Below are 24,299 nucleotides of genomic sequence, written 5' to 3' on the forward strand. Positions count from 1 at the left end.
TATTAAGTGGAGATACTCCACCTAATATAATTTTGCATGTTTTCAGGAAATAAGGAAATAAAAAGGAGAAGATATAAGTGTCAGCATTAAGTTATATAGAAGAAGCTCAAAAATTGATTAATCAAATAAGTATTACACAATATGATAAAATAATTGAAACATCTAAATTGTTTGTTGATAAAATTAAGAATAAAAAAATAATTCATATATTTGGAACAGGTCATTCTCATATGATTAGTGAAGAATTGTTTGATAGAGCGGGAGGTCTGGCTAATATAAATGCTATGTTAGATGATACTGTTACAATTGCTTCTGGAGCAACAAAGGGAAGTAAGCTTGAGAGATTAAGTGGATTAGCTGAAATATTATGGGACCATTATGACATTGAACCAGATGATTTAATGATCATTATATCTAATTCTGGACGCAATAGTGTACCTGTTCAGATGGCTTTAAAAGCAAGAGAAGAAGGTTTAAAGTTAATAGTAATTACATCTTTAAATCATGCTAAAAGTTGTCAATCAAGAGATTCAAGCGGAAAGAAATTATATGAATTAGGTGATATTGTTTTAGATAATTGTGTTCCGAGTGGTGATAGTTTATTAGACTTTAATGGTAAAAAATCTGGTCCAGGTTCTACTATTGCAGGTATTACTATTCTTAATAGTATTGTAGCAGAAGCTTTGAAAACATTGACAGAAGAAGGTTTTGATCTTCCAATTTTGGGAAGTCAAAATGTTGATGGTACAGACAATGATGATCTTTATAAAAAATATAAGGCGAGAATCAAGCATTTATAGGCTTAAGGAGTGGATTGAATTTGAATTTTGTAATAGGAATTGAAGGTGGAGGTACTAAAAGTACCATTGCAATAGCAGATTTAAATGGCAAATTCATAGATAAGACAATCACCGGCACAACTAATATAAACTCGTCATCACTAGAAACAGTTAGTGAAAATATACATCTTGCGGTAAATGCTTTGCTTGAAAGAAATAATTTAAACAAAGAAAATTGCAGTTCATTTTGTATTGGATCAGCTGGTATAGATAGTAAAGCAGATAAACAAAGAATGATGCAGTTAATAAAATCATTGGGAATAGAAGGATTAATAGCAGTGACTAATGATGCAGAGATTTCCTTGAAGGCTGGAATTGAAAAAGGTGAAGGAATACTTATTATAGCAGGAACAGGTTCTATAGCATATGGTGAAGATACTGTGGGGAATTGTTATAGAGCAGGAGGCTGGGATTATTTAATAGGTGATGAAGGTAGTGGTTATTGGATTGCTACTCAAGCTATAAATAAAGCTCTTAAAAGTTGGGATGAAAAAGGTGAAAAATCAAAGTTGTTATGTATGCTAATGGATGAAATAAGTATTCAAGATGTTGAAGAATTCATAAATTATATTTATAAAGTTCCCTTTAATAAGAAGATAATAGCTGGGTTATCAGTGGTAGTTGACAGAGCTTATCAAGAAGGTGATAGCACTTCAAAAGCTATTTTATATCAAGCTTCAAAAGAACTTGTTTTTTTAACTCAGACAATTTTGAAAAGAATGAAATATAAAGGGCAAGAAATAACATTGATAGCTCATGGGAGTATATTGGTAAATAATAAATTTGTTTATGATAAATTTAAAACAGAAATAAGTAAAATTTACCCAAATATTAAGGTGATTAAACTAAGGCAAGGAGCTTGGTATGGAGCTGTAAAACTTGCATTATTTAAGTAAAGATAACAAAACTACTAGCAAAATATTAAGTAATTGCCAGTAGTTTTGTTTACCGATTTTTATATATTTATAAATATTTTTTTGACTCAGTTACAAGTTCATTCATAAGCTCTTTAACAGGTACTATTTTATCTATCCTATGAGTTTGTGCACCCGCAAAAGCAAAACCATGCTGCATATTACCTTTTTGAGAATTAATTAAAGCATCAGCAATGCAATAAGGTGCAGTAGAAGGATTACAACCTTTTAAACAGTTAATTATACATTTTTCAGGTCGTCTTTTATTTAATTCAACTTCATCTAAAAAATTATTTTTTATAGCTCGACCAATTAAACCTACTGGGCTTTTTATAAGAGTTATATCATCCTTAGTGCAATTGACATAAGCTTGTTTAAATTCATCCGAAGCATCACATTCGTAAGTTGCTACAAATCTACTGCCCATTTGTACACCAGATGCACCTAATTTGATTAAATGAGCTATATCTTTACCATTAAAGACTCCACCACCTGCAATTATTGGTATTTTTCTTGAATATTTTTTTTCATATGGCTTAATTGATTCAAGCACATCTTTTAAAAGGTCAACAAGTTTTATTTTGGGATTGTTTAAATCATCAAGATTAAAGCCTAAATGTCCGCCTGCTTCTGGTCCTTCTAAAACAAAAGCATCAGGAATTATATTATGTTTTCTATCCCAACTTCTGCAAATTACTGAAGCTGCTTTACCTGAAGATATAATAGGAACTGCTTTTGTTGTAGTACCTTTGACAAACTTGGGTAAACTTAATGGAAGTCCTGCACCAGAAAAAATTATATCAATTTTTTCCTTAACGGACTCTTTGACCATTTCTTCAAAATTATTTAAAGCGGTCATTATATTTACTCCTATTATTCCATCGTTGCAAATTTCCTTTGCTTTTCTTATGTGATATCTTAAACTTTTTATATCAGCTTCTTTTTTATTTTTAAAGTAATCAGGTTGGTCAAAACCAATAGCAACTCCTGAAATAACACCTATGCCTCCATTTAGTGAAACATTCCCAGCAAGGGATGATAGAGAAATTCCTACACCCATTCCACCTTGAACAATAGGTATTTTAGCAACAAGATCACCAATTTTTAGCTTTGGTAAATTCATATCAACACCTCCTTGTACTAATAATAGTTATTAGTACCTAGTAATAATAGTATACATGTTTTTAATTAAAAAAGAAAGAAATAATTAAATTTTATTCTATTTAAAATATTATCATAAAAAAGTTATACTACTATTATTACTCAGGTTTGTTTTTTTATAACACATTGACATTTTAGACATTTTAATATTTTATCTAGTTATACTTGTTTTTCCTCAAAAGCACAATTTTTAATGTTATAATATTAAAGTATAATATGTTTTAGTGAGTAACTTTTGATAAATCAAATACTTTTAAAATGGAAGGTGTGCTAGTGGAAAATAATAAAAAAATTGAGTTTTCAGTTAAAGCTATTATCATTGATAAAGATAAATTTTTAATAATGCATAAGAAAAGAGTAAAGGAAGAATTGTGGGACTTACCGGGTGGTAGAATGGAATTTTCTGAAACAGCACAAGACACCTTATTAAGGGAAGTACAAGAAGAAACGGGTTTACGTGTTAAACCATTTAGATTATTAGACACTTGGAACGTAGTATATGAAAATCGTCAGATAACAGGAATAATCTATTTATGTAAGCTAGAAAAAGGTGAAATCAGACTGTCAGATGAACATGATAAATATAAATGGGTAGATGCAAGTATAGAATCTATAGACTGTCTGTATGAGTCTTTTAAAGAAAGAATGAAAAATTGGAACTTTAATAAACTATTAGATGATTAATCACGGTTATGTGGAGATACTTGGGATATACGAATCACATATTATTAGCAAGAAACTAAGTAGTGGTTTATTCTAAAATACTTTTTAGTATTTCCACATTTTGTTGACTGCCGAGTTCTTTTTCTGGATTTTTTTGAGTTTTTTCAAATAGCTTTCTTTTTATTTTAGTTTCAAGTATTCTTATAACTGATTCATTTATTTTTTCTTCTGTTATAATACCTGATTTTGCAGATTTTAAAACTTCATTGTAGCCTTCTTCAAAAGGAATAGGCATTAGTAATATATCTACCCCTGCTAATACAGCTTTGACACATACTTTTTTTGTACCATATACATTAGCTATAGCACACATATTTAGAGCATCTGTTATAATCAATCCTTTATAACCTAATTCATTTCTTAATATGTTAGTTACAACTTCTTTTGAAAGAGATGCTTCTATTTCTTCATTTGTAACATTAGGTACTTTTATATGTGCAATCATTATACCGTCTACACCGGCTTGAATTCCTTTTTTAAATGGAATAAATTCTATACTTCTAAGTCTTTCAATATCATGCTTAATTATTACAGTGCCTTTATGTGTATCAGTAGCTGTGTCTCCATGACCTGGAAAATGTTTGATAACAGATGATACATTCTGATCTTGCATACCTACAATACAGTTATAAACCATTTCAGCAACTAATTTTTCATCATTGCCATATGATCTCACACCAATTACTGGGTTTTTGGGATTAGTGTTAATATCTGCTACAGGTGCAAAGTTCATATTAAAGCCAAGTGATGAAATTTCTTTTCCTAGTATTTGTCCTATTAGGTAAGCATTTTTTGATTTTTTAGTATTACCTATTATATTGCTATTTGGTAGTACAGTAGCATGCATATTTAGATTACTAGCAATTCTAGATACTTTTCCTCCTTCTTCATCAACTGATATAAATAGGGGAATTTTTGAATTATCTTGTAAATCACTAATGAGTTTTTGTGTTTGATTTATTGATACAATATTGTTTTTAAAAAAAATTACGCCACCTAATTTATATTTTGCCAATAATTCTTTAGAGTTTTCAGTTAATACAGTTAAATTTCTTTTATTATCAAGAGAATCAGCATCAACCATAAACATTTGCCCTATTTTTTCTTCTAAAGTCATTTGACTTAATATACTATTAGCTATTGCCTTAGTAGGATTATTTATTAGACTGATACCCTTATCAATAATATCAAAATTTGATAAACAACTTGCTAAAAACAATGAAATAGTTAATATAATATTTAAATAAATATGCATATCTACCTTTCCTTTCTAGTGATTAATTGTTTATTTTACATTGTTATTTATACTATTATCTTGTTCAAAATAGAATTAATTAAACAAATTAGAATTGACAAAATAGTACGATAATAGTAATATATTAATATCGAATAATACTAGTGTCAAATAAACGGGAGATGATTATGTTGAATAATACTGATATTATTAAAGAAAAATCATTAAAAACATTTAATGCGCAAGCAGATTGTTATGATACAACTTTTAATGGTAAACATTCAAGTAAAATATATGGTATGGTTTTAGAGAAACTTAGTACTATAAAGTATAAATCTATTTTAGATATTGGCTGTGGGACAGGTAATATGTTATCTATGATACCAAAGAAAGAGGATATTACATTTTGTGGTTTAGATCTTTCGAGTGAAATGATAAGAGTTGCTAAGAAAAAATTAAATGATGACGTTGCATTAAAAATTGGAGATTCAGAAAATCTACCGTGGGATAAGAATACTTTTGATGTTGTTTTATGTATAGATTCATTTCATTGTTATCCTAAACCTATTTAAGCTTTAAAGGAAATGAATAGAGTACTTAAAAATGGAGGACATATTATTATAGGAGATCCGTGGTTTGTTGTGATTTTAAGGCAAGTGGTTAATTTTTTTACTAAATTTAGTGATGATGGAGACTATAGAATATGTTCTAAAAAAGAGATTACTAGGCTATTAGGCGATTGTGGATTTGTTGATATAGACTGGAGAAGATTATACATGGACACATTTATTGTTACAGCAAGAGTAAATAAATAATGAGTTAAAGGGGAATGTAAGGTGGACAATAGTAAAAGAATATTTAAAGAGAAAAAAATATGGAATAAGCTTGCTAGTAAATATGATAAACAGTGTAGCATATATGATGATGCATATAAACTTTCAATAGAGAATTCAAATAAAATACTTCAAAATGATTTTGATGTATTAGAAATTGCATGTGGAACAGGGTTAGTTACTTTTGGCATTGCTGAAACTGTAAAGAAGATTATAGCAATTGATATATCAAATGAAATGATAATTGTAGCTAAAGAAAAAGCAAATAAACTTAAAATAAATAATGTAGAGTTTAAGGTGGCTGATGGATATAACTTAAATTATAAAGACGAATCATTTGATGCCATATTATTATTCAATGCTTTACATATTGTAAAAGAACCTGATATGTTATTAAATGAAATATACAGATTATTAAAACCAAATGGATTTTTATTAATGGCTACTGATTGTTACGCTGAACCTGTAAAAATAAAACAACATATAATGCTTACTGTACTCAAAATTGCTAAAGTACTTGGCATCATACCTTATTTATCGTATTATAAAAAAGAAGATATAGATGATTATTTAATAAGACACAACTTCGTAATAAAAGAAAGAGATGTTTTAAATAAAGAACCAGTGAATTATTATGTTGCTGCTAGTAAAAAAGTTAATTAAGAAGTATTATACGGATTAAAAATATTGTTATATTAAATGCTATAGGAGTGATTAAATGCAAGAAAATCAGATTAAATTACTGAATGTACTATTACATAGAATAAATAAGGCTTTAGATAATAGTGAATTGGAAAAGCAATTTAAAAAATTACAAGGACTAACTACTATAGAAATAGGAATTATAAATTTGGTTTCAGAAAATCCAGATATTATATTGAAAGAAATAAGCGATATTCTAGAAACACCAAAAAGTACGTTAACGAGTGCTATAGATAGGTTAGAAAAGAGAAATTATTTGACAAGATTTATAAGTAAAAGAGACAGACGTTCATTTGGATTAAAATTAACAGAAGAAGGAAAGCTTGCACAAAAGGAACATTTAGAATTAGAACACGTTGTATGTAGTAGGTTATTAAATGCTTTAGATGATGATAATGAAAAAGAGGAATTGTTAAGCTTGCTTAATAAGATAGCAAGTAAAATTGAAGAATAATAAGTTAAATCAAACTGATTTAGAAAATAGAATATCATAGAAAAAACAAAACATTGCTTAGTATCATATAATATTGAGTAATGTTTTTTTATTTATGCAGAAGTGCCCTAAATAAACACTTAAAAATTATTTAAAAAGAAACTTTAGATGAGCCTTAATATCCTACATACTACTGCAATAATAACCATAATACAATAGAATTCATAAAATATATTAATAAATAAAATATTAATATACACATACATTTAATGATTATTTTACCAAATGTAAAGCCTATCGGAATATTTTCAATAGATGGCTAATATATTAGATATGGATAAGGGTAGGCATTAGAGGGGGGATAGATTATTTTTAACTTAAAAGATAAAATGAGAGAGCATTTACAGAAGGTTATAAATTGTTTTTATTTCGTTATAACTATGATGGGCTTTATTTTATCTTACATAGGAATAACAAAACAAGATACTTTAGAATGGTGGATAGTAATTTCTATTGTAATTTTTAATTCTATTTTATTAATTTCTGTTGGTATTATACAAATGATATTATACTTCAAATATAAAAACAACCTAAATCAATTAAGATGTGATAGAGACAATATTGAAAAAATACAGAAGAATTGCAAGGCTAAATGTAAGGGTTTGATAATTTATTACAAATATATCAATGGTACATTAAATAAGTTTTTACCTAGATTATATGCATTTAATGATGAATACTTTGCAGAAATTGACGATATTAGAGAATATGTAGAGTTAATGAAAAATAGTAAAGTTGATGAAGAAAAAATAGAAAATAAAAAAAATAAAATGATAGCTAATACTAAGCAAAAACACTATGATAGAATTATTGATGAATACAGAAGAGTATTATCTAATATTACAACACACCTTAAAAATGAAATAGAATCTTATCTTAATTGTGAAGATAAAGCATATAACGTGGCTATTACAATCAAGCTTTTAAATAAACCATTAAGACAAAGAGAAGATTATTTTGATACAATAGTGTTTACTGCATTTAGAGATTCAATGACATACATGGAAGGGAAAAGAGAAATAGGTGAGAAAAAATATTCTATATATTTAAACTCTGATTTTTTGCAATGTTTAGAAAAAGAAATGTATGTATGCAATTGTGTTAATAAAAATAGTGAAAATTACATGAATGAAAATGCAGATTTCACTAAACATTACAATTCATCAGTAACAGTGCCTATACTGTGTCAAGAAGGTAGTAAAAAAATATTTGGATATCTAGCATGTGATACATTAGTTTATAACAATGATAAAGTTTTTGATAGAGAAATAGCTAATATTCTATATTCAACAGCCCTGCTGTTAGGAACTTATTTTGATAATATTAGTTATGCAATGGAATACATATTACAAGATTATGATGATTTTTTGGATTTTATATATAAAAAAAGTTTCAAGGTTAATTGATTAAATATATGGATATTGGAATAAGTTTTTAAATATTAAATATTGAGTATGAAAAGGAAGTGAATTAATGTGTTCTTATAAAGGAGAAAAAAGAAGTAATAGAAGAATTGTTACTTCTAACATTAGTGAAGATAGGCTTATACAATTAAAAATGTTTGCTTCATCTTTAAAAAAGATTAATAAAAGCGGAAAGGCAATAGATAAAAATATAAATGAAAAGGCTATATTATATAAGTCATAATTTTTAAAAATATATAACTAGCATATTAAGGTTGTGTTTAGCAACCTTTTTACTTTGCGATTTTAACACAGTAAACAATTTTTTTTGTTTTATTTTCAGCTTTTTTTTGAATAGTATATCTTGCTGTTTAAACAAAAACTCTCATTGACCATATTTAAAAACTGTGGAATAATAGAATTGTGTTTTAAATAAGGGAGTGATTAGATGAAAATAGAGAAAAATAGATGGACTACTAGAAGAATTGTAATTTTGGCATTGCTTGCTGCATTTAACTTGGTCGCTACATTTATTAACATACCTATAGGTGCAAGTATGATGCATTTAGGGACAACAGCTCTTTTTATAACTGCACTTTTATTAAATCCTATAGATGCAGCAATTGCTTCTGGTGGAGGAATGTTTTTATTTGATATTATAGGCGGATTTGTTGCTTATGCACCATTTACATTAATAATTAAAGGGGCTATGGCTTTTGTAGTATCCTTGATAGTACATAAATATGAAGGTAATGGGCTTAGAATGAAAGTAAATTTATTTGCATATATTATTGGAGGAATTGTATCATTAGTTGGGTATTATTTCACAAATGTTTTCTTTTTGGGGAATTTTATTGCTCCATTAAGTAAAATTCCAGGATCATTATTAACTACAACAGTAGGAATTATAATAGCTTTACCTATCGGTATACAAGTAAAAAAAGCATATATGAAATTAAATTAAACTTTTAATAAAGAAATTAGTTCTCACTGACATAATGTTGTCAGAGTACAGATTATATAATTAAATTAAAAAAGGAGAACTATTGTGAATAAAGGAGAATTAAAAGTTTTACTAAAAACAGTAAAAGAAAACAATTATGAAGTACCAAAAGGTTATAAATCGTTTGATTTAGCTTTAGAAATGGTTGATTATTTAGGTGATACAGATGGAGAGCTTAGAGACAAGTTGTGTTTTTCTATTCTATCAAAATGGATAATAGATAATGTCTTAACAAAAGAAGAAATTTATAAAATACTCTATATCTGTTTGGATGAAAATCATTTATTATGTGGACTTGGTAGAACAGATGATACTTCATTTGTAAGAGCTTTTTCAGTTTTAATAGTAGGCTCAGTTTTGTATAATCATAGACATGATAAATTTTTATCTAAAAACGATATAGATATTATTTTTGAAAAAGTTATAAAATTCTATGATGAAGATATAGATGTAAGAGGTTATGTAGAAGGAAAAGGATGGATAGATAGCGTTTGTCACGGAGCTGATACTTTGGATGAATTAGCAAGGTGTGAAGAGATTGATTACAATGATCTAAAAAGAATACTATCTTCTATACATAATAAAATAATCATAAGTAAATACGGGTACATTTATGAAGAAGATGAAAGAATAGTTACAGCGGTAGTGTCAGTATTAGAAAGAAAACAAATACCTGAGGTTGAAATAATTCAGTGGATAAAAAGTTTTGAAAAAATGACAGAAGTTAAAGTATATCCACATGATCTTATAATCTATGTTAATGTTAAAAACCTTTTTAGAAGTTTATATTTTAGATTAAATAATAGGTTTGAGTTTCAAAATATTGTAGATGTTTTACATGAAATTTTAGAAAATACTAATAGGTACAAAAACAACACTTATAATTGATAAATATGGGCTAAAATAATATTTTACTAATAGAATAAAAATCCTCCATAATATAGGTAAAGGAGGATTTTTATTATTAAGCTACTGAATACATTCAAAATCAACTATAATATCTTTATCGTATACTTCATTGTAAATTGATTTGACGGAACCAGCAGATACTGATAAAGTATAAGTTTTATTTGGAGTAAGTCTTTGACTAGGTATGACTAACAATATATCATAGCATTCATATGCTCTTTCAATGTGATCTAATGAAATTATATTGTTGTTTTCATCAGTTAAAACAAAATTAGATATATCAAATTGAGTTTTTATTGATTTTGTAAAATTTAATTTGATGTAATTATATTGATAAGTATAATAAGAAGAATTTTCATAAGGTTCAAAATCAAATAATACATGCTCGAATTCAACTATGATATCTTCATTGTATACTTCGTTGTTAATTGATTTAATAGAACCAGCAGGTACTGATAAAGTATAAGTATTATTTGGTGCAAGCTTTTCACTAGGTGTGATTATTAGTTGGTCATAGCATCCACATGCTCTTTCGACTTTAGCTAATGGAATAATATTATTGTTTTGATCGGTTAAAACAAAATTAGATAAATCAAAATTTGTATCTAATGGTTTTGTAAAAGCTAATATCATGTAATTAAATCTTGGAGTATAATATTGATAAGAATCTGCATATGGTTCGAAATCTAAAGGTAATGCCTGCTCATCAATAATCAAATTTGCTGTGTATGTACCATTTGCATGTTGTATTTTGAGTATATATTGTTTATCAGGATTTAAAGTTAATGTTGATTTAGTATATATATCATCTCCTGATCTCAATATAAAATCTTTAAAAGGAATTTCTAGATTATTTGCTACATCCAATATACAAATATCATTTTTTTCAATATTATCAAAATTTATTATAAAATCTGGGCATTTTGTATTGTTGATAGAAATAGCTCCGTCTACAGCTCGTACTATAAATAATTCTCCATCAGGAGCTATTTTTATAGTATTATTACTTTGTGCTAAAACATTTGATGAAAATGGTAAATTAACAAATAGTAATGATAAAGCTAACATAAAAACTAAAATTGATTTTTTATTACTCATAATTGTCGTTGGCAAATTAATAGTTATGCCAACAATACACCTCCTATAAAATAAGTTTAATAACAAATATTACATTATTATATAATAATTATATAAAATCAAACACAAACCCTGTTTTAGATTAAATATTTACAAAATTGTAATTAATTTAATAAAATCATTCATTGTATTCAAATTCTACTAGAATTTCACTATCATAAACTTTATTATTAATAGACTTAATATTACCCTTTGGTATTTTTAGAGTATACAATTTATTTTGTTTTAGATTCATGCGAGGTACAATTAGTAAAATTTGACAACAATCATTAGCTCTTTGAGATTTTACATAATATTTTTTTCCATTTTCATCAATTAGTGTTATTCCAGAATTTTTTATATTAGAGCTTATAGGTTTACTAAAACTTAATACAATATAATTATATTTTGCTACATAATGATGACGTTGAAGAGTTAATTTTATAGGTTTGTTTTCTATATTTAATTTAGCAGTATATTCAGTGTCATCATATTTTATTTTTAAAACATATTCTTTATTGGGAAGTAGAGTTTTTTCTAATTTTGTATATATATTATCACCTGTTTTTAAAGTTAATTTTTTATAGTATATTTTTTCATGAGTTTTAATATCTTCTATCCAAATATTTTTTTTGTTTAATTTCTCAAAATCATCAATAATAAAACTATTGAAATGGTTATTATTAATTACTAGATATGACTTTTTGGCACGAACAATATATAACTCGGCATCAGGAGTTGTTTCTAATACATAATCATATTCATCTTCGAAGTTAACTCCTTGCTTGTTTAATATATCAAAAAGTACACACTTAGTTTGCGTCTTTGTACCAATCATCAAATGATATGTTTTGTTTTTTTCTAAATATTTTGGAAGCTCTATAGACATATCACTGGCTTGCTCAAGCTCTAAATTTATTTGATCATGATTTATACAATCTTCAATCCATATGTTGTTTATTACACCGTCTACGTGAATAACATTAGCTTTATCAACGTAAAATGCACTATCCTTTTTAATTATTATTTTTTCGTCAGCAGTATAATTAACAGTTTTTGGACAAAAAGCATAAGGTAAGTTTCTAGCTGTTTCTCTCATTCTTTCTAGCTGAATATCTCTACTTGCTATGAGGTCACTTGCTGTAGTGTAAGCAGGAATATCAGGGGAAATAGATATTTCGCTTTCATCATGATCTAAAGGTCTATTAGGTGTATAGCTTGTCATCATGAATTTCCAACCTGTAGCTGGTAATATACCATCTGAACCATTACCATGTCTATTAAATGCAGGCATCTCACCAGTTGGTTCTCCAATTGTTTTAGCTATACCATTATCTTTAAGTATAGTAGTTCCATAAACGGAGCAGCTAAAGCTTCTATTAGATGTCATTATATAGGTATTACCCTTAAATAAAATATCATCAGATACTTTAGGAGGATTAAAATATTTTATATAATCCTGAGAATAGACAGTATCTGTATCTAAATATGATATTATGTATTCAAGAATCTGAGAAAATCCACCTTTATTATCTCTTAAATCAAAAACAATATTGTTTATTTTATTAGTTGCTACTTCGTTAAAGAATGCATCAACTTTATTTTTAAGAATTTCTAATTCTTCGCCATTAGGCCAATTATCAAATCTAAAGTAGCCTAAATTATTCTTTGGTTCAATACGATATTCAAGCCAGTTATCATTTCGTGATGTAGCGTATGAATAAGTTTTTATTTCATCATACATTTCAAATTCTTTTTTAATAATTAAGTTTTTACCTTGTCTTTCTATTACAACGTCAACGGTTTCATCATCATTTATCATATCAAAATGTTTTAGATAGCTGTATATATTAATAAAATAAGGTGCTTGTGTATGAAGCCAATAATAGTTTTCAGTAGATATTTGAGTTTTAAACATTATCTCAAGCTCTTGAGGAGTTTTACCACCTATACTAATTATTTTATCTCCAATCATAAATTTTCCGAGATTATCTGATACTATAGGACCTTCTTCAAGCCATACAAATGGAAGATTTAAATATTTTTCATGTTCATATAACCTAAAGTGACAACTAGTGTGACCATCATTCATCATTGTAAATAATCTGTTTATGATGAAGTAAAAATCTTTCTTAGTCATAGGTTGATTGATTTTGGAATATACATCTTCAATTGTAGCTTTTTGCATTTCAGTATAACCTGTTAACTTAGCAACGGGTTGATGTGTTTTTGTCCACTCAACTAAAAAGTCTACATCCTTTTTCATATCACTAACATTTATCATTTCTTCTTGAGAATGTGGATAATCATTTGTGAACATTTTCAAGCATACATTTGCGTTATGCTCAATGCCTTTTAAATCTTTCCAATCAATAGATTTTTTAATATAACTTTGTTTGATATGTGATTTTGCATTACTTGACATTATACCTTCAGGTGATTCAATAGCAATAGATGGTGTAGTGTTATTTTTTGACTTTAATTTAACAAGTATTAAAACTTTTTGCTTAGGGTCTAGTTGTACCTGTTTATTTAAATCTATAGTATGATATCCTGGTAATGATATGTTCCCTTTTTTAAGCTCTTTCATATCATTAAATGAACCATTAAAATTATCTATCATATATATTGTGTAATCTAAATCTTCATCTAATGTATAGAAACTAACAGCCGCTAGTGCTTCAGGTTTAGTATTATTTATTCTGAAATTATTAGCAAACCAAGCTTCATTATTTTTATTTGGTGTTATTGATTTTGTATAACCAAGAGGATCATATTGATATATATGATCATAATTATCTGTACTGTCTATTCTTGTAATAACTGAGTTACCTATATTAGAATCTAGTTTAGTTCCCAGCATCATATCATAATATGATATGTAAAAAAATCCACCCATATTTTTTTCCCTGTTTGGCTGTCCCCAAAGAGAACCTTTTGTATTCTGTGCTATGAAAGCTCCATCTCCATCAGGAGTTATTTTAAAGTTTTCTTTAGGATAATTATCATCCCATCCAATTATATTTACTGAATGACCATGCCCTTCATCATTCATATAGTCATAAGGATAGTACCATGCAAAATTATTCTCATCATAAAATTTTCCAAAAGTTTGCTTAGTACCTTTCCATGTTGATGCAGAAATAGCACCATACTTCATAATATGTTCCTTAATCAAGTCATTATCCAGTGGATTTTTTCTTTCGGGAAGGAAGATAACTTCTTGAACGTGTTTAGCAGCTTTTTTACCAGTTCTGATCACAATATCCTCAGCTTTTTTAGATTCTGGATATGGGTCATCTGTTTCGAGTACAGGACCTTTCCAGCTTGCATAATAAGCAGTTGCTAAAGCGTCATCACCACCATTATCTGCATCTCTATCAAAACCATCAGAATAATTGTTACTCAATTGAGTTATCAGATTGTTTTCAGAAAAGTCATAATCTATGCTTTCATTGGTTTTAATAGATGATTCTAAGGCTGCTATTGAAGTTAATGCCCAACAGCTTCCTATGCTTCCTTGTTCTTTGACAGGGGTTAACCTGTTTAGTTCTCTTAGATCATACTTTATTGGATATTTATTTTTTTCTGCAAAAACCGATGGTGTCCCAAAAGATAGATTTGTGAATAATAAACTTAAAATTAAAAAGAAAATAAAAAGTGATTTTTTATTGTACATAATATTTGTTGACTTAATTATTTTCAGTCAACCGTTCACACCTCCTTTATAATACACTACTATTAAATCATTACATATATTTCATTATAATACAATTTACGTACAACTGATAGACAAAATATAAATTTTATTCTAATTATTCATATAATATCCAAGTAGAAATTGATAAAAATAAGTAAAAAAGTAATATATTTTGGTAATTAAGTTATTTGACTTAAATTAACTTTAATATAATAATTTATTGTTTTAAAACAAATATAACATTTATGGTATAATATTTATATACTACCTTCTATGGGTAGTAATTAAAATAGTTATAGTCAAGATAGGAGCTTTAATTAAAAAATAGTTATGATTTGAACAAGATACATCATCATTGATAGAAATGAATTATTACAAGGGGGTTTTGAATTGAAACATAAATTTATTTCTAAAAGGTATTGGACCGATTTTTCTACTCCTATGGGGAAAAGTTGTAGTCGTACGAGAGAATATCATGATTTAATTAATTTAAGCTTAGGAGATCCTGATTTAACAACAGATGAAAGAATTATTAATGCTGCTTTTGAAGATGCTAAAAAAGGTCATACTCACTATACTGATGCTCTTGGGGATTTAGAGTTAAGAGGAGAGATATGTCGTTATTATAAGGATTGTTATAACTATGAAGTTAAATCAGAAGAATGTATGATAACTACAAGTGGTGGACATGCTATGTGGCTTGTTCTAGAATCAATATTAGATGATGGGGATGAGGTAATAATTCATGCACCATATTACACACTATACCCTCAGCAAATCCGATTGGTCAGAGGTAAACCTATTGTACTAAATACTTATGAAGATGAAGAATTCAAGGTAAATACTGAAAGATTAGAAAAATTAATAACAAATAAAACTAAAGCTATAATGATAAATACTCCAAATAATCCAACAGGAACATGTTTTAGCAAAGAAACTTTAAAGGCTATAGCAGATATTGCTGTAAAATATGACCTTATTGTTATAGCAGATGATATTTATACAGCATTTAGCTATGATAAGCCATTTATACCAATAACAACAATAGGTAATATGAAGGAAAGAACAATCACAGTAAGCAGTTTTTCTAAAGATTTTTGTATGACAGGATGGCGTATAGGTTATGTTTTAGCTCCAACAATGATAATAAATACTATGAATGATGTAAATGAAAATAATGTATATACTGCACCATCAATATCACAAAGAGCTGCATTACACGCTTTAAGAATGAGAAAAGAAGTTCAGCCTCTTATAATCAAAGAGTATAAAAAAAGAATTTATTATGTATATGATAGAATTAAAAGCATACCAAACATGTCAATATTGCCGCCAAGAGGAAGTATTTATGCTTTTATAAATATAAAAAAGACAGGTTTAAGTTCTACGGAGATAGCGGATAGAATATTACATGAAGCACATGTATTGGTTCTACCTGGAAATGCGTTTGGAGATTGTGGAGAAGGCTATATAAGAATAGCTGTTTCTGCTGGCATAGAACAATTAAAAGAAGCTTTTGATAGAATAGAAGAGATGAGTATCTTTTCTTAGTAAATATCTTAAAAATGTTAATTCATTAAGCTAGTTTAAAAAATGGGATAAAAAAGAAAGGATGAGGGTATGGATAACAACAAACAAGAAATTAAAGAACAATATATTAAATTATGGGATGAGGTAGCTCCAACTTTTAATGAAATTGGACCTAATTATTGGGGTGAGTTTGGAAATAGACTAGTTGAGCTTTCTAGTATAAATAAAGGTACAAAAATTTTAGATATTGGAATGGGTAAAGGAGCTTCTTTATTTCCTGCTATTAAAAAAGTTGATGAAGAAGGAAAAGTTATAGGTATAGATAATTCTGAAGTAATGGTTAGAGAAACAGACAAAATAATTAAAAGGCAAAATATTAATAATGCAGAGGTTTTATATATGGATGCTGATAAGCTTGAATTTGATGATGAAAGCTTTGACAATATTATTGGTGGTTTTATATTAGCTTATATTCTTTTTAGTGATGTCAAATTTAAAGAAATAAAACGTGTTCTAAAAACTAATGGACAAGTTAGCTTTAGTTATTGGGGTGTACAAACAGATCAAGAATGGTTATCAGATATAACAGATAAATATTTACCAAATGAAGATAGTGAAAAGAAAGAGGATACAGAAGAAAAGCAAGAATCAAATAAACAAAACTTGAATACAGTTAAAGGTATAACTCAAATTTTACAAGATGCAGGATTTAAAGATATTCAGGTTTTTGAGGAAGTAAATGATGTCATATATAGAGATAAAAATGAATGGTGGAGTGATATGTGGGCAAATGCTGTACGAGCAATATTTCAAGAAATTAAAGAACTAGGAGATAACAAGTTTAAACAATTTGAAAAGGATATTTGTAATGGATTAGAGAATTTTAAAAAAGAAGATGGCAAATTTCATTTTAATATGCCTGTTATATACGCATATGGTAGAAAATAGACAGCTATAGAAAGGTTCTGATGAAATGACTTATAAAGTTGAAGTAATAAGAAAAAATGAATTCAAAGTTAGTAATTGGTCAGGGGGGACAACAACAGAGATAGCAATATATCCAAAGGATGCGTTGTATAGTGAAAGAAATTTTCTTTGGAGGATTAGTTCGGCAAAGGTTGAAGCTGAAGAATCTGTTTTTACAAGTCTACCAAATATAAATAGAATAATTATGATAATTGATGGTGAGTTTGTTTTGAAGCATGAAGGTCATCATGAATGCTTATTAAAGCCATTTGAACAAGATAGCTTTAGCGGTAGTTGGATAACTAAAAGTTATGGTAGAGTAACAGATTTTAATTTGATGACTAACAGAGAATGTAAAGGTGAGTTAGAGGCTGTACATATAGCAAATGATAATGTCAAAAAAATAGAAATAAATAATAAAGCAAATGGATTTTCAAAATTGACTCAAGCAATATACTGTGTAAATGGTAATATAAACATTAGAATTCCATCCAATGAAATATTTACTATAAGTAAAGGAGATGCAATATTAATAACAAGTAAAGATACCCAAAAAAATCAATATTTCAGTATTTATAATGAAGATGCCATAGAATCTGATATAATATATGCTTGTATTTGGTACTAAAAAAAGCATTGCAATTCATAAAATAGTATGTTATAGTTAATGAAAATAGTTTTTAGGAATTTAACGCTTTACTATTATAAATATAATTAATCCGTTGAACAGGAGTAGTAGTTAAAAATTATGAGTTAAGCGAATCGGTGTTGGTGGAAGACCGATATTATAATTTTAATGAATGGACCTGTGAGGAACTAGGTGAAAGCTATGAAGTTAGTAACTGAAGTCGAGGGATTCTCGTTACAGAATCAGGATATCGAGCATTAGCTCCGTATTTGTATAAGTGAGGTAGTTAATATTACCTAATTTGGGTGGTACCGCGGAAATCAAATCTTTCGTCCCTTTGGGATTGAAGGATTTTTTGTTTTTTTGTTTTTACTACTAACTATAATCTGATTTAGGTAGTTGCAGAACAAATATTTAAATATAATGTGTAGATAACATTAATCGTTTAGCTTATAAGTTTTTGGTGAGGGGACCCATCTCATAATCTTTGACGGTTCCGACAAGAGCCCGTTTCTTATGATTTAAGTGAGAGCGATGAAGAAACGAACTCTTGAAGTCACGCTTTCAAAGAAACATGAGATGGTTCCCTAGTAACTATAATTGGTAGCTTTTACAATTATCATATAGGGAAACTGAGTTACTTCAAAATATGTAAACATAGAATTTATAAGTAGTATAGAGTTTTGTAACTAACTAATAATCTGATTTTAAAGGAGGTGTTATTTATGGTATGAAGATCAATGAAAAATTATAAAGAAAATATTTTAACTAATAAATTAAAAATAAAAGGAGAGATTTCATATGAATTTAAGAAAAAATATTTTTACTGCTTTATTGTTGGCTGTTGGTTTAATACTACATCAAATAACACCTGGTGTTTTAGGTAGTATGAAATTTGATTTAATGTTATCATTTATATTTGTAGCAATATTTATAAATCCAACCTTAAACAATTGTATACTAACTGCTTTTATAGGAGGATTATTTACATCACTGACAACTACTTTTCCTGGTGGGCAAATACCGAATGTAATTGATAAGATTGTGACATGCTTTGTTGTTTTAATTTTAATTAAACTAGCTCAAAAAGTGAGCTTAAATAAGATATCAATAGGTATAATTAGCTTTATAGGAACTATAGTTAGTGGTAGTGTATTTTTATATTCAGCATTGTTGATAGTAGGTCTTCCAGCACCTTTTAAGGCGTTGTTTTTAGGTATAGTGCTTCCTACTTCAATAAGTAATGTTGTTATTACCTTGGTGATATATAATGTTGTTGCTTACAGCTTGAAAATAGTAAATAGAAAGGCATCTGCATAGTTATTGATTATAAATGCCTAAATATATATAATATAAATGAAACAGATTATTCATATATTCATGAATAATCTGCATTTAAATAAAAGCTTAAGATAAAAACACAATTCGGTTGGTAGTCCGGATGCGACATATGCTCGTCAGTAACCTTCCCTCCTGTGGGTTGTCCGTTCTTAAAAAGCTTTAACCCTAATTAGAAATTGGGTTTACTTAACAGGAGGAAAAGAAAATGAACAAATTAACAGTCTATTTTGAAGAACCGTTTTGGGTTGGAGTCTTTGAAAGAATTGAAAATGGAAAGCTTGAGATTGCTAAAACTGTATTTGGGAGTGAACCTAAAGATTACGAAGTATATGAATTCATACTTAGTAGTTATTATAATCTCAGATTTAGTAAACCAATGTCAGTAGATATGAAAACTACTAAAAAAATTAATCCCAAAAGACTTCAAAGAAAGGTTCGTAAGGAAACACAAACTAAAGGAATTGGTACCAAAGCTCAACAAGCAATAAATAAAGCTCGTGAAGAAAATAAACTTGAGAGAAAAATATCTTCAAAAGAAAAACGTGAGAGAGAAAAAGAGATTAAATATCAAATTAAGCATGAAAAAAAGAAAAAGAAAAAAAGAGGACATTAAAGAAACTAAAGCATATAGGTGTGTACTTATATGCTTTAGTTTTTTTTGTTTGAAAAATATTTATTATTGAAGATTTTGTTCTTAGCTTTCATTATTATCAACTTATTATTGTATATATATACTAGTAGACATTGTATTCCAAGGAGAGTTAATAGATGTAGCTTGGTAGGTAAAAGTACCACCAGTATGCCCGCTAGCATCCCATATACGATAATATCCGTCAATTATACTATCTCCATTTAAATCAATAGCTTGTGAGCCAACCTGATTGAGCATAGAACCGTTTAATTTGGCAATTCGATTTTGACTGTATCCAATTTCATAAGTATATATATAAAATGGATTTCCACCGTGGTCATTTACTGTAGAAAATTGAGTTGATGATGTAATGTATTCAGCTCCTCCTTGAGCTGATTCAACCCCATACATTCCTAATTGTGTTAATGGTGGAGCTGATGCTGTAAAACTTGCCGTGCATAATGCAAATAACAGCACAGTAACACAAATGAAACTTACTATTTTTTTCATGAAGCATACCTCCTATTTGTTTTTTATATAAGTTGAACTAATTATTTTATGCTTAAATTTATTAATTCAACTTATATTGCAATATTTAATATATCACAAGACAATAGAAAAAAATGTAAAAAAATAAAAAATACAACAATTTTAATTAAAATGTAATAATTTCATTTTAACCTCAATTATTTATATAACTTTTTAAATAAATATGATGTATAGGTCTGAATTAAGAGCAGAACCTAAATTTTAGCTCATATAGAGTTTTTTAAAAGAATAAATTATAAATATAAACTTATTACCAATCAATGATTTTGGTAGTTTAAAATATAGTTAGTGCTTGAAAGGTGAAAATAGGGAGTGAAAAAATTATGGATTTCAAAAATGATTTTGATAAGCAATGGAGTAAATTAGAATCAATTATTAAAGCTGAAATGGTGAAGACTTCAAAGACTAAGGATACTATTAAGTTATCAAAAATAAATGTTTTAATAAAACAGGAAGTAGATAAATGGAATAGTGATGTTCAATCCGAAGGTGTTTGGTTAAATAGTGTAGCTAAACAAACCCCTGAGCTAGGTGATGAAATAAAAAAAGTTTTATCAAGAATAAAATTAAGAAATATTGATTTAAATGATCCTTCCAAATTTCCTTATATTGTTTTGGGTATTGTAATTGGACTTGTAATTTTCTTTTTGACTAGAATAATATTCGGTGGATGGTTTAAAATATTAGGACTTACTGCTATAGGTAGCTTTATAGTAGATTCTGGATTAGCAAAAGAATGGAAAAAAAATAAAAATAGATTTAATAGAATAGCTGTATTAAGATATTTAGATCAATTAGAAAAATACAAGAATGAACTATTATCAATTTTTAATAAAGATAAGTATTAAGTGATAATAAATCTCTAGAAAATTACGGATAATTTTTAAAAATATTCATAGTTTCATAATACAATTCATAAAAAATTAATTAATATATTGAGTTGATGTAAATAATACTATAAAATATCTATTATATATACCTACATCATTGGGGAGGGTTTTTATTGTGAATATATTTGCATCATCAGTATCTATTCTTATGTTTTTAAATATAGTGTTAGCTTTTGCTGTAATTTTTTTAGAAAGGAAAAATCCAGCGTCTGCTTGGGCATGGATAATGGTGCTATTATTTGTTCCTGGTGTCGGATTTATTTTATACTTACTGTTTTCACAAAATATTGCTAAAAAGAAGATATTTAGATTTAATAAATTTGAAAAAGAAAATCTAAAAAATCTCATAAATAGTGAAATTGAACTATTAAGAAATAACAATATTGAATTCAAAGATAATTTGATGTATGAATATAAAGATATGATATATATGAATTTAGTAGATAACTATTCCCTTTTTACTCAAAACAACAATATCGAAGTTTACACTGATGGTAAAGTGAAATTCGATAACCTTTTAAAAGCTATAAATGAAGCAAAAGAGCATATACATATTCAGTATTATATAATCAAAAATGATGGATTAAGTAAAAAAATCTTATACGCTTTAATTAAAAGAGCTAAAGAAGGAGTCGAAGTTAGATTATTATATGATGCTATGGGTAGTCGTTTGATATCAAGAAAATTATTAAAAAAATTAGACGAAGCAGGAGGAAAAACAGTAGCTTTTTTTCCCTCTAAAATACCCTATGTTAATTTAAGGGTTAATTATAGAAATCATAGAAAGATAGTAATAATAGATGGTAAATATGGATTTGTTGGTGGTTTTAATATTGGTGATGAATATTTAGGCTTAAATAAACGATTGGGATATTGGAGAGATACTCATCTAAAAATAATAGGTGAAGCTGTATACAGTTTACAAAGTAGGTTTTTAGAAGATTGGAGATATGCTTCAAAAGAAAAATTTGATAATTTATCAAAATATTTTAAAAACGCAGATCATAAAGGTGATGCAGGTATACAGATTGTATCAAGCGGTCCTGATTCAGAGCAAGAGCAAATTAAGTATGCATATTTGAAAATGATTTATTCAGCAAAAAAAAGTCTCTACATACAAACTCCTTATTTCATACCTGATGGTAGTTTTTTAGAGGCACTAAGAATTGCTTCTTTATCAGGAGTAGACGTGCGAATAATGATTCCGGATAAGCCTGATCATATGTTTGTTTATTGGGCTACATATTCATATATAGGAGAGCTGCTAAAAGCTGGTGTAAAAGCTTACGTTTATAATAAAGGGTTTTTACATGCTAAAACATTTGTAGTTGATGGAAAAATATGCTCTGTAGGGACAGCTAATGTTGATATACGAAGTTTTAAGCTTAATTTTGAAGTTAATGCACTAATTTACGACAGAGAAGTTTCAGAAAATCTAATATCAGTATTTAAAGATGATATAAAAAATTCAAGTGAGATAACGAAAGAACTATATAAAAATCGTTCTAAAATAATAAAAATAAAGGAAGCTATATCAAGATTATTATCGCCAATTCTTTAATACAAAAATGTGATTTAAAGCTGGGCTCTTTCAAAATGGGAATACAGACAACTTTTTAATATTGATGTTTAATCCCAGATTATTCATAGAAAATTAAATACCTTTTATAAATGAACCTCATTCTTCGAATGAATAAGCGGCAAATCAGAAACTCATTCCAAGAATGAGTAAGCGATTCACATAAAATCATAGATTTTAGTTCTCTGCTCATAATTCAAAATTATACAGCATACTATTCAAAGTTATATGAATAATCAGGGTTAATATATAAATTAATGTTGACACTAAAATAGAAATGTAATATTATATAATAAAAGGTACGTACCACAGTACAAAAAAATGAAAACTAACTATGAGGTGACATTATGTCAAAGATAAAAAAAGGAGATAGAGTACCATTATACTATCAGTTAATGGATATCATTATAAATGATATTAATTGTGGAAAATATAAAGAAAATGACAAGCTTCCTTCAGAAAGAGAATTATGTGAAATCTATGATATAAGCCGTGCCACAGTGAGACAGACAATTCTTGAATTAGAAAAGGAAGGATATATATATAAACAGCATGGAAAAGGTACATTTGTTTCTGGTGAAAGATTTAAACAAGATTTATTGAAGTTTTATAGCTTTACAGAAGAAATGAAGAAGCTAGGCAAAACTCCTTCTACTAAAGTTTTAGATTTTGAAATAACAAGATTGAATGAAAGAACAGCTAAAAAGATGAATATGAATGAAGGGGACAAAATATATAAATTTACAAGGCTTAGATTAGCAGATAATAAGCCAATGATTGTGGAGACAAGTCATATACCTTATAATAGATTTGTTGGTATTACTAGAGAAGATTTAGAAAGAGAAGCTATGTATGATATATTTACCAAAAGATACAATGCAATATTTACAAAAGCTGAAGAAAGCTTTAGACCAGTGCTTACAAGAGAAAATGAAGCAGCTTTGCTTCAAAACGCTATTAATTCACCAAGTATGATGACAGAGAGAATTACCTTTGAAGGCAATAATATTATAGAATATACTATAAGTATTGCTAGAGGAGATAAATTTAAATATAGAGTAGTTTTAGAAAAATAATATTTGACATATATATTTTTATAAGGTAAAATTAAAACATAACTGATACGTACCACATAACAATATAACCAATATAAGT

The 24,299-nt window shown here is 27.6% G+C and carries 24 protein-coding genes and 1 other annotated feature; of the genes, 19 read left to right on the forward strand and 5 right to left on the reverse strand.

Translation table 11 applies throughout. The annotated features are described in order from the left end of the window. The first annotated feature begins 77 nt into the window (after positions 1-77). Positions 78-800 carry a sugar isomerase domain-containing protein gene (locus tag AYC61_RS03710; protein WP_066497093.1) on the forward strand — a complete coding sequence of 241 codons (723 nt, stop codon included), beginning with the start codon at positions 78-80 and terminating at the stop codon, positions 798-800. A 20-nt stretch (positions 801-820) separates the two neighbouring features. Further along, entirely contained in the window at positions 821-1,735 is a 915-nt protein-coding gene (locus tag AYC61_RS03715) for a BadF/BadG/BcrA/BcrD ATPase family protein (RefSeq protein ID WP_066497095.1), read from the forward strand. 67 nt (positions 1,736-1,802) lie between these two features. Here AYC61_RS03715 and AYC61_RS03720 read toward each other — a convergent pair whose 3' ends face one another. After that, positions 1,803-2,876, reverse strand: a complete 1,074-nt coding sequence (locus AYC61_RS03720; RefSeq protein ID WP_066497097.1) for an NAD(P)H-dependent flavin oxidoreductase — start codon at positions 2,874-2,876, stop codon at positions 1,803-1,805. Positions 2,877-3,187: 311 nt separating this feature from the next. Between AYC61_RS03720 and AYC61_RS03725 the strand changes: the two genes are divergently transcribed. Then, the gene (locus AYC61_RS03725) at positions 3,188-3,598 is read left to right on the forward strand and encodes an NUDIX hydrolase (RefSeq protein ID WP_066497098.1); all 411 of its coding nucleotides are present in this window, start codon (positions 3,188-3,190) and stop codon (positions 3,596-3,598) included. Positions 3,599-3,665: 67 nt separating this feature from the next. Here AYC61_RS03725 and AYC61_RS03730 read toward each other — a convergent pair whose 3' ends face one another. After that, the gene (locus AYC61_RS03730) at positions 3,666-4,892 is read right to left on the reverse strand and encodes a glycoside hydrolase family 3 protein (protein WP_066497100.1); all 1,227 of its coding nucleotides are present in this window, start codon (positions 4,890-4,892) and stop codon (positions 3,666-3,668) included. A gap of 167 nt (positions 4,893-5,059) precedes the next feature. Between AYC61_RS03730 and AYC61_RS03735 the strand changes: the two genes are divergently transcribed. The 8 genes from AYC61_RS03735 to AYC61_RS03765 all read left to right on the forward strand — a co-directional run bounded on the left by AYC61_RS03735 (position 5,060) and on the right by AYC61_RS03765 (position 10,193). Further along, entirely contained in the window at positions 5,060-5,443 is a 384-nt protein-coding gene (locus tag AYC61_RS03735; RefSeq protein WP_066497103.1) for a class I SAM-dependent methyltransferase, read from the forward strand. 12 nt (positions 5,444-5,455) lie between these two features. After that, positions 5,456-5,686 (forward strand): hypothetical protein, encoded by a 231-nt coding sequence (locus AYC61_RS03740; protein ID WP_066497105.1) that lies wholly within the window; start codon positions 5,456-5,458, stop codon positions 5,684-5,686. Between the two features lie 21 nt (positions 5,687-5,707). After that, positions 5,708-6,367 carry a class I SAM-dependent methyltransferase gene (locus tag AYC61_RS03745; protein ID WP_066497107.1) on the forward strand — a complete coding sequence of 220 codons (660 nt, stop codon included), beginning with the start codon at positions 5,708-5,710 and terminating at the stop codon, positions 6,365-6,367. A gap of 55 nt (positions 6,368-6,422) precedes the next feature. Then, the gene (locus tag AYC61_RS03750; RefSeq protein WP_066497108.1) at positions 6,423-6,860 is read left to right on the forward strand and encodes a MarR family winged helix-turn-helix transcriptional regulator; all 438 of its coding nucleotides are present in this window, start codon (positions 6,423-6,425) and stop codon (positions 6,858-6,860) included. Positions 6,861-7,279: 419 nt separating this feature from the next. Further along, complete coding sequence (locus AYC61_RS03755; RefSeq protein ID WP_162265431.1) at positions 7,280-8,305, forward strand: hypothetical protein; 1,026 nt, start codon at positions 7,280-7,282, stop codon at positions 8,303-8,305. A gap of 67 nt (positions 8,306-8,372) precedes the next feature. Next, complete coding sequence (locus AYC61_RS20995) at positions 8,373-8,546, forward strand: hypothetical protein (protein ID WP_156456332.1); 174 nt, start codon at positions 8,373-8,375, stop codon at positions 8,544-8,546. A gap of 204 nt (positions 8,547-8,750) precedes the next feature. Further along, on the forward strand, positions 8,751-9,266 hold the full coding sequence (locus AYC61_RS03760) for an ECF transporter S component (protein WP_066497111.1): 516 nt from the start codon (positions 8,751-8,753) through the stop codon (positions 9,264-9,266). Positions 9,267-9,350: 84 nt separating this feature from the next. Then, the gene (locus AYC61_RS03765; RefSeq protein ID WP_066497112.1) at positions 9,351-10,193 is read left to right on the forward strand and encodes a DUF2785 domain-containing protein; all 843 of its coding nucleotides are present in this window, start codon (positions 9,351-9,353) and stop codon (positions 10,191-10,193) included. A gap of 81 nt (positions 10,194-10,274) precedes the next feature. Here the strand turns inward: AYC61_RS03765 and AYC61_RS03770 are convergent, their stop codons facing one another. Together AYC61_RS03770 and AYC61_RS03775 are read right to left on the reverse strand one after the other, a co-directional pair. Beyond that, positions 10,275-11,312: an Ig-like domain-containing protein gene (locus AYC61_RS03770; protein ID WP_156456333.1), complete on the reverse strand. Its 1,038-nt coding sequence runs from the start codon at positions 11,310-11,312 to the stop codon at positions 10,275-10,277. Positions 11,313-11,469: 157 nt separating this feature from the next. Next, positions 11,470-15,009, reverse strand: a complete 3,540-nt coding sequence (locus tag AYC61_RS03775; protein WP_066497117.1) for a lectin like domain-containing protein — start codon at positions 15,007-15,009, stop codon at positions 11,470-11,472. Positions 15,010-15,420: 411 nt separating this feature from the next. Between AYC61_RS03775 and AYC61_RS03780 the strand changes: the two genes are divergently transcribed. The 5 genes from AYC61_RS03780 to AYC61_RS03800 all read left to right on the forward strand — a co-directional run bounded on the left by AYC61_RS03780 (position 15,421) and on the right by AYC61_RS03800 (position 20,108). Next, positions 15,421-16,581, forward strand: coding sequence for a pyridoxal phosphate-dependent aminotransferase (locus tag AYC61_RS03780; RefSeq protein WP_066497119.1), 1,161 nt, complete (start codon positions 15,421-15,423; stop codon positions 16,579-16,581). 69 nt (positions 16,582-16,650) lie between these two features. Next, the gene (locus AYC61_RS03785) at positions 16,651-17,508 is read left to right on the forward strand and encodes a class I SAM-dependent methyltransferase (RefSeq protein WP_066497124.1); all 858 of its coding nucleotides are present in this window, start codon (positions 16,651-16,653) and stop codon (positions 17,506-17,508) included. Positions 17,509-17,533: 25 nt separating this feature from the next. After that, a complete protein-coding gene (locus AYC61_RS03790) occupies positions 17,534-18,154 on the forward strand; it encodes a HutD/Ves family protein (protein WP_066497125.1) in 621 nt (206 codons plus the stop codon). A gap of 85 nt (positions 18,155-18,239) precedes the next feature. Then, positions 18,240-18,494, forward strand: a binding site (T-box leader). 461 nt (positions 18,495-18,955) lie between these two features. Continuing rightward, on the forward strand, positions 18,956-19,474 hold the full coding sequence (locus AYC61_RS03795) for a tryptophan transporter (protein WP_066497126.1): 519 nt from the start codon (positions 18,956-18,958) through the stop codon (positions 19,472-19,474). Positions 19,475-19,700: 226 nt separating this feature from the next. Further along, positions 19,701-20,108, forward strand: a complete 408-nt coding sequence (locus AYC61_RS03800) for a YjdF family protein (RefSeq protein ID WP_066497128.1) — start codon at positions 19,701-19,703, stop codon at positions 20,106-20,108. Between the two features lie 105 nt (positions 20,109-20,213). Here AYC61_RS03800 and AYC61_RS03805 read toward each other — a convergent pair whose 3' ends face one another. Continuing rightward, complete coding sequence (locus tag AYC61_RS03805; protein ID WP_066497130.1) at positions 20,214-20,636, reverse strand: DUF4879 domain-containing protein; 423 nt, start codon at positions 20,634-20,636, stop codon at positions 20,214-20,216. 362 nt (positions 20,637-20,998) lie between these two features. Here AYC61_RS03805 and AYC61_RS03810 point away from each other — a divergent pair, with 362 nt between their 5' ends. The 3 genes from AYC61_RS03810 to AYC61_RS03820 all read left to right on the forward strand — a co-directional run bounded on the left by AYC61_RS03810 (position 20,999) and on the right by AYC61_RS03820 (position 24,220). Further along, on the forward strand, positions 20,999-21,523 hold the full coding sequence (locus tag AYC61_RS03810; protein WP_066497132.1) for a hypothetical protein: 525 nt from the start codon (positions 20,999-21,001) through the stop codon (positions 21,521-21,523). A gap of 157 nt (positions 21,524-21,680) precedes the next feature. Further along, complete coding sequence (gene cls / locus AYC61_RS03815; RefSeq protein ID WP_082759768.1) at positions 21,681-23,126, forward strand: cardiolipin synthase; 1,446 nt, start codon at positions 21,681-21,683, stop codon at positions 23,124-23,126. Positions 23,127-23,491: 365 nt separating this feature from the next. Beyond that, positions 23,492-24,220: a GntR family transcriptional regulator gene (locus tag AYC61_RS03820; protein WP_066497135.1), complete on the forward strand. Its 729-nt coding sequence runs from the start codon at positions 23,492-23,494 to the stop codon at positions 24,218-24,220. The last annotated feature ends 79 nt before the right edge of the window (positions 24,221-24,299 follow it).

The organism is Abyssisolibacter fermentans, assembly GCF_001559865.1.
Classification (GTDB): domain Bacteria; phylum Bacillota; class Clostridia; order Tissierellales; family MCWD3; genus Abyssisolibacter; species Abyssisolibacter fermentans.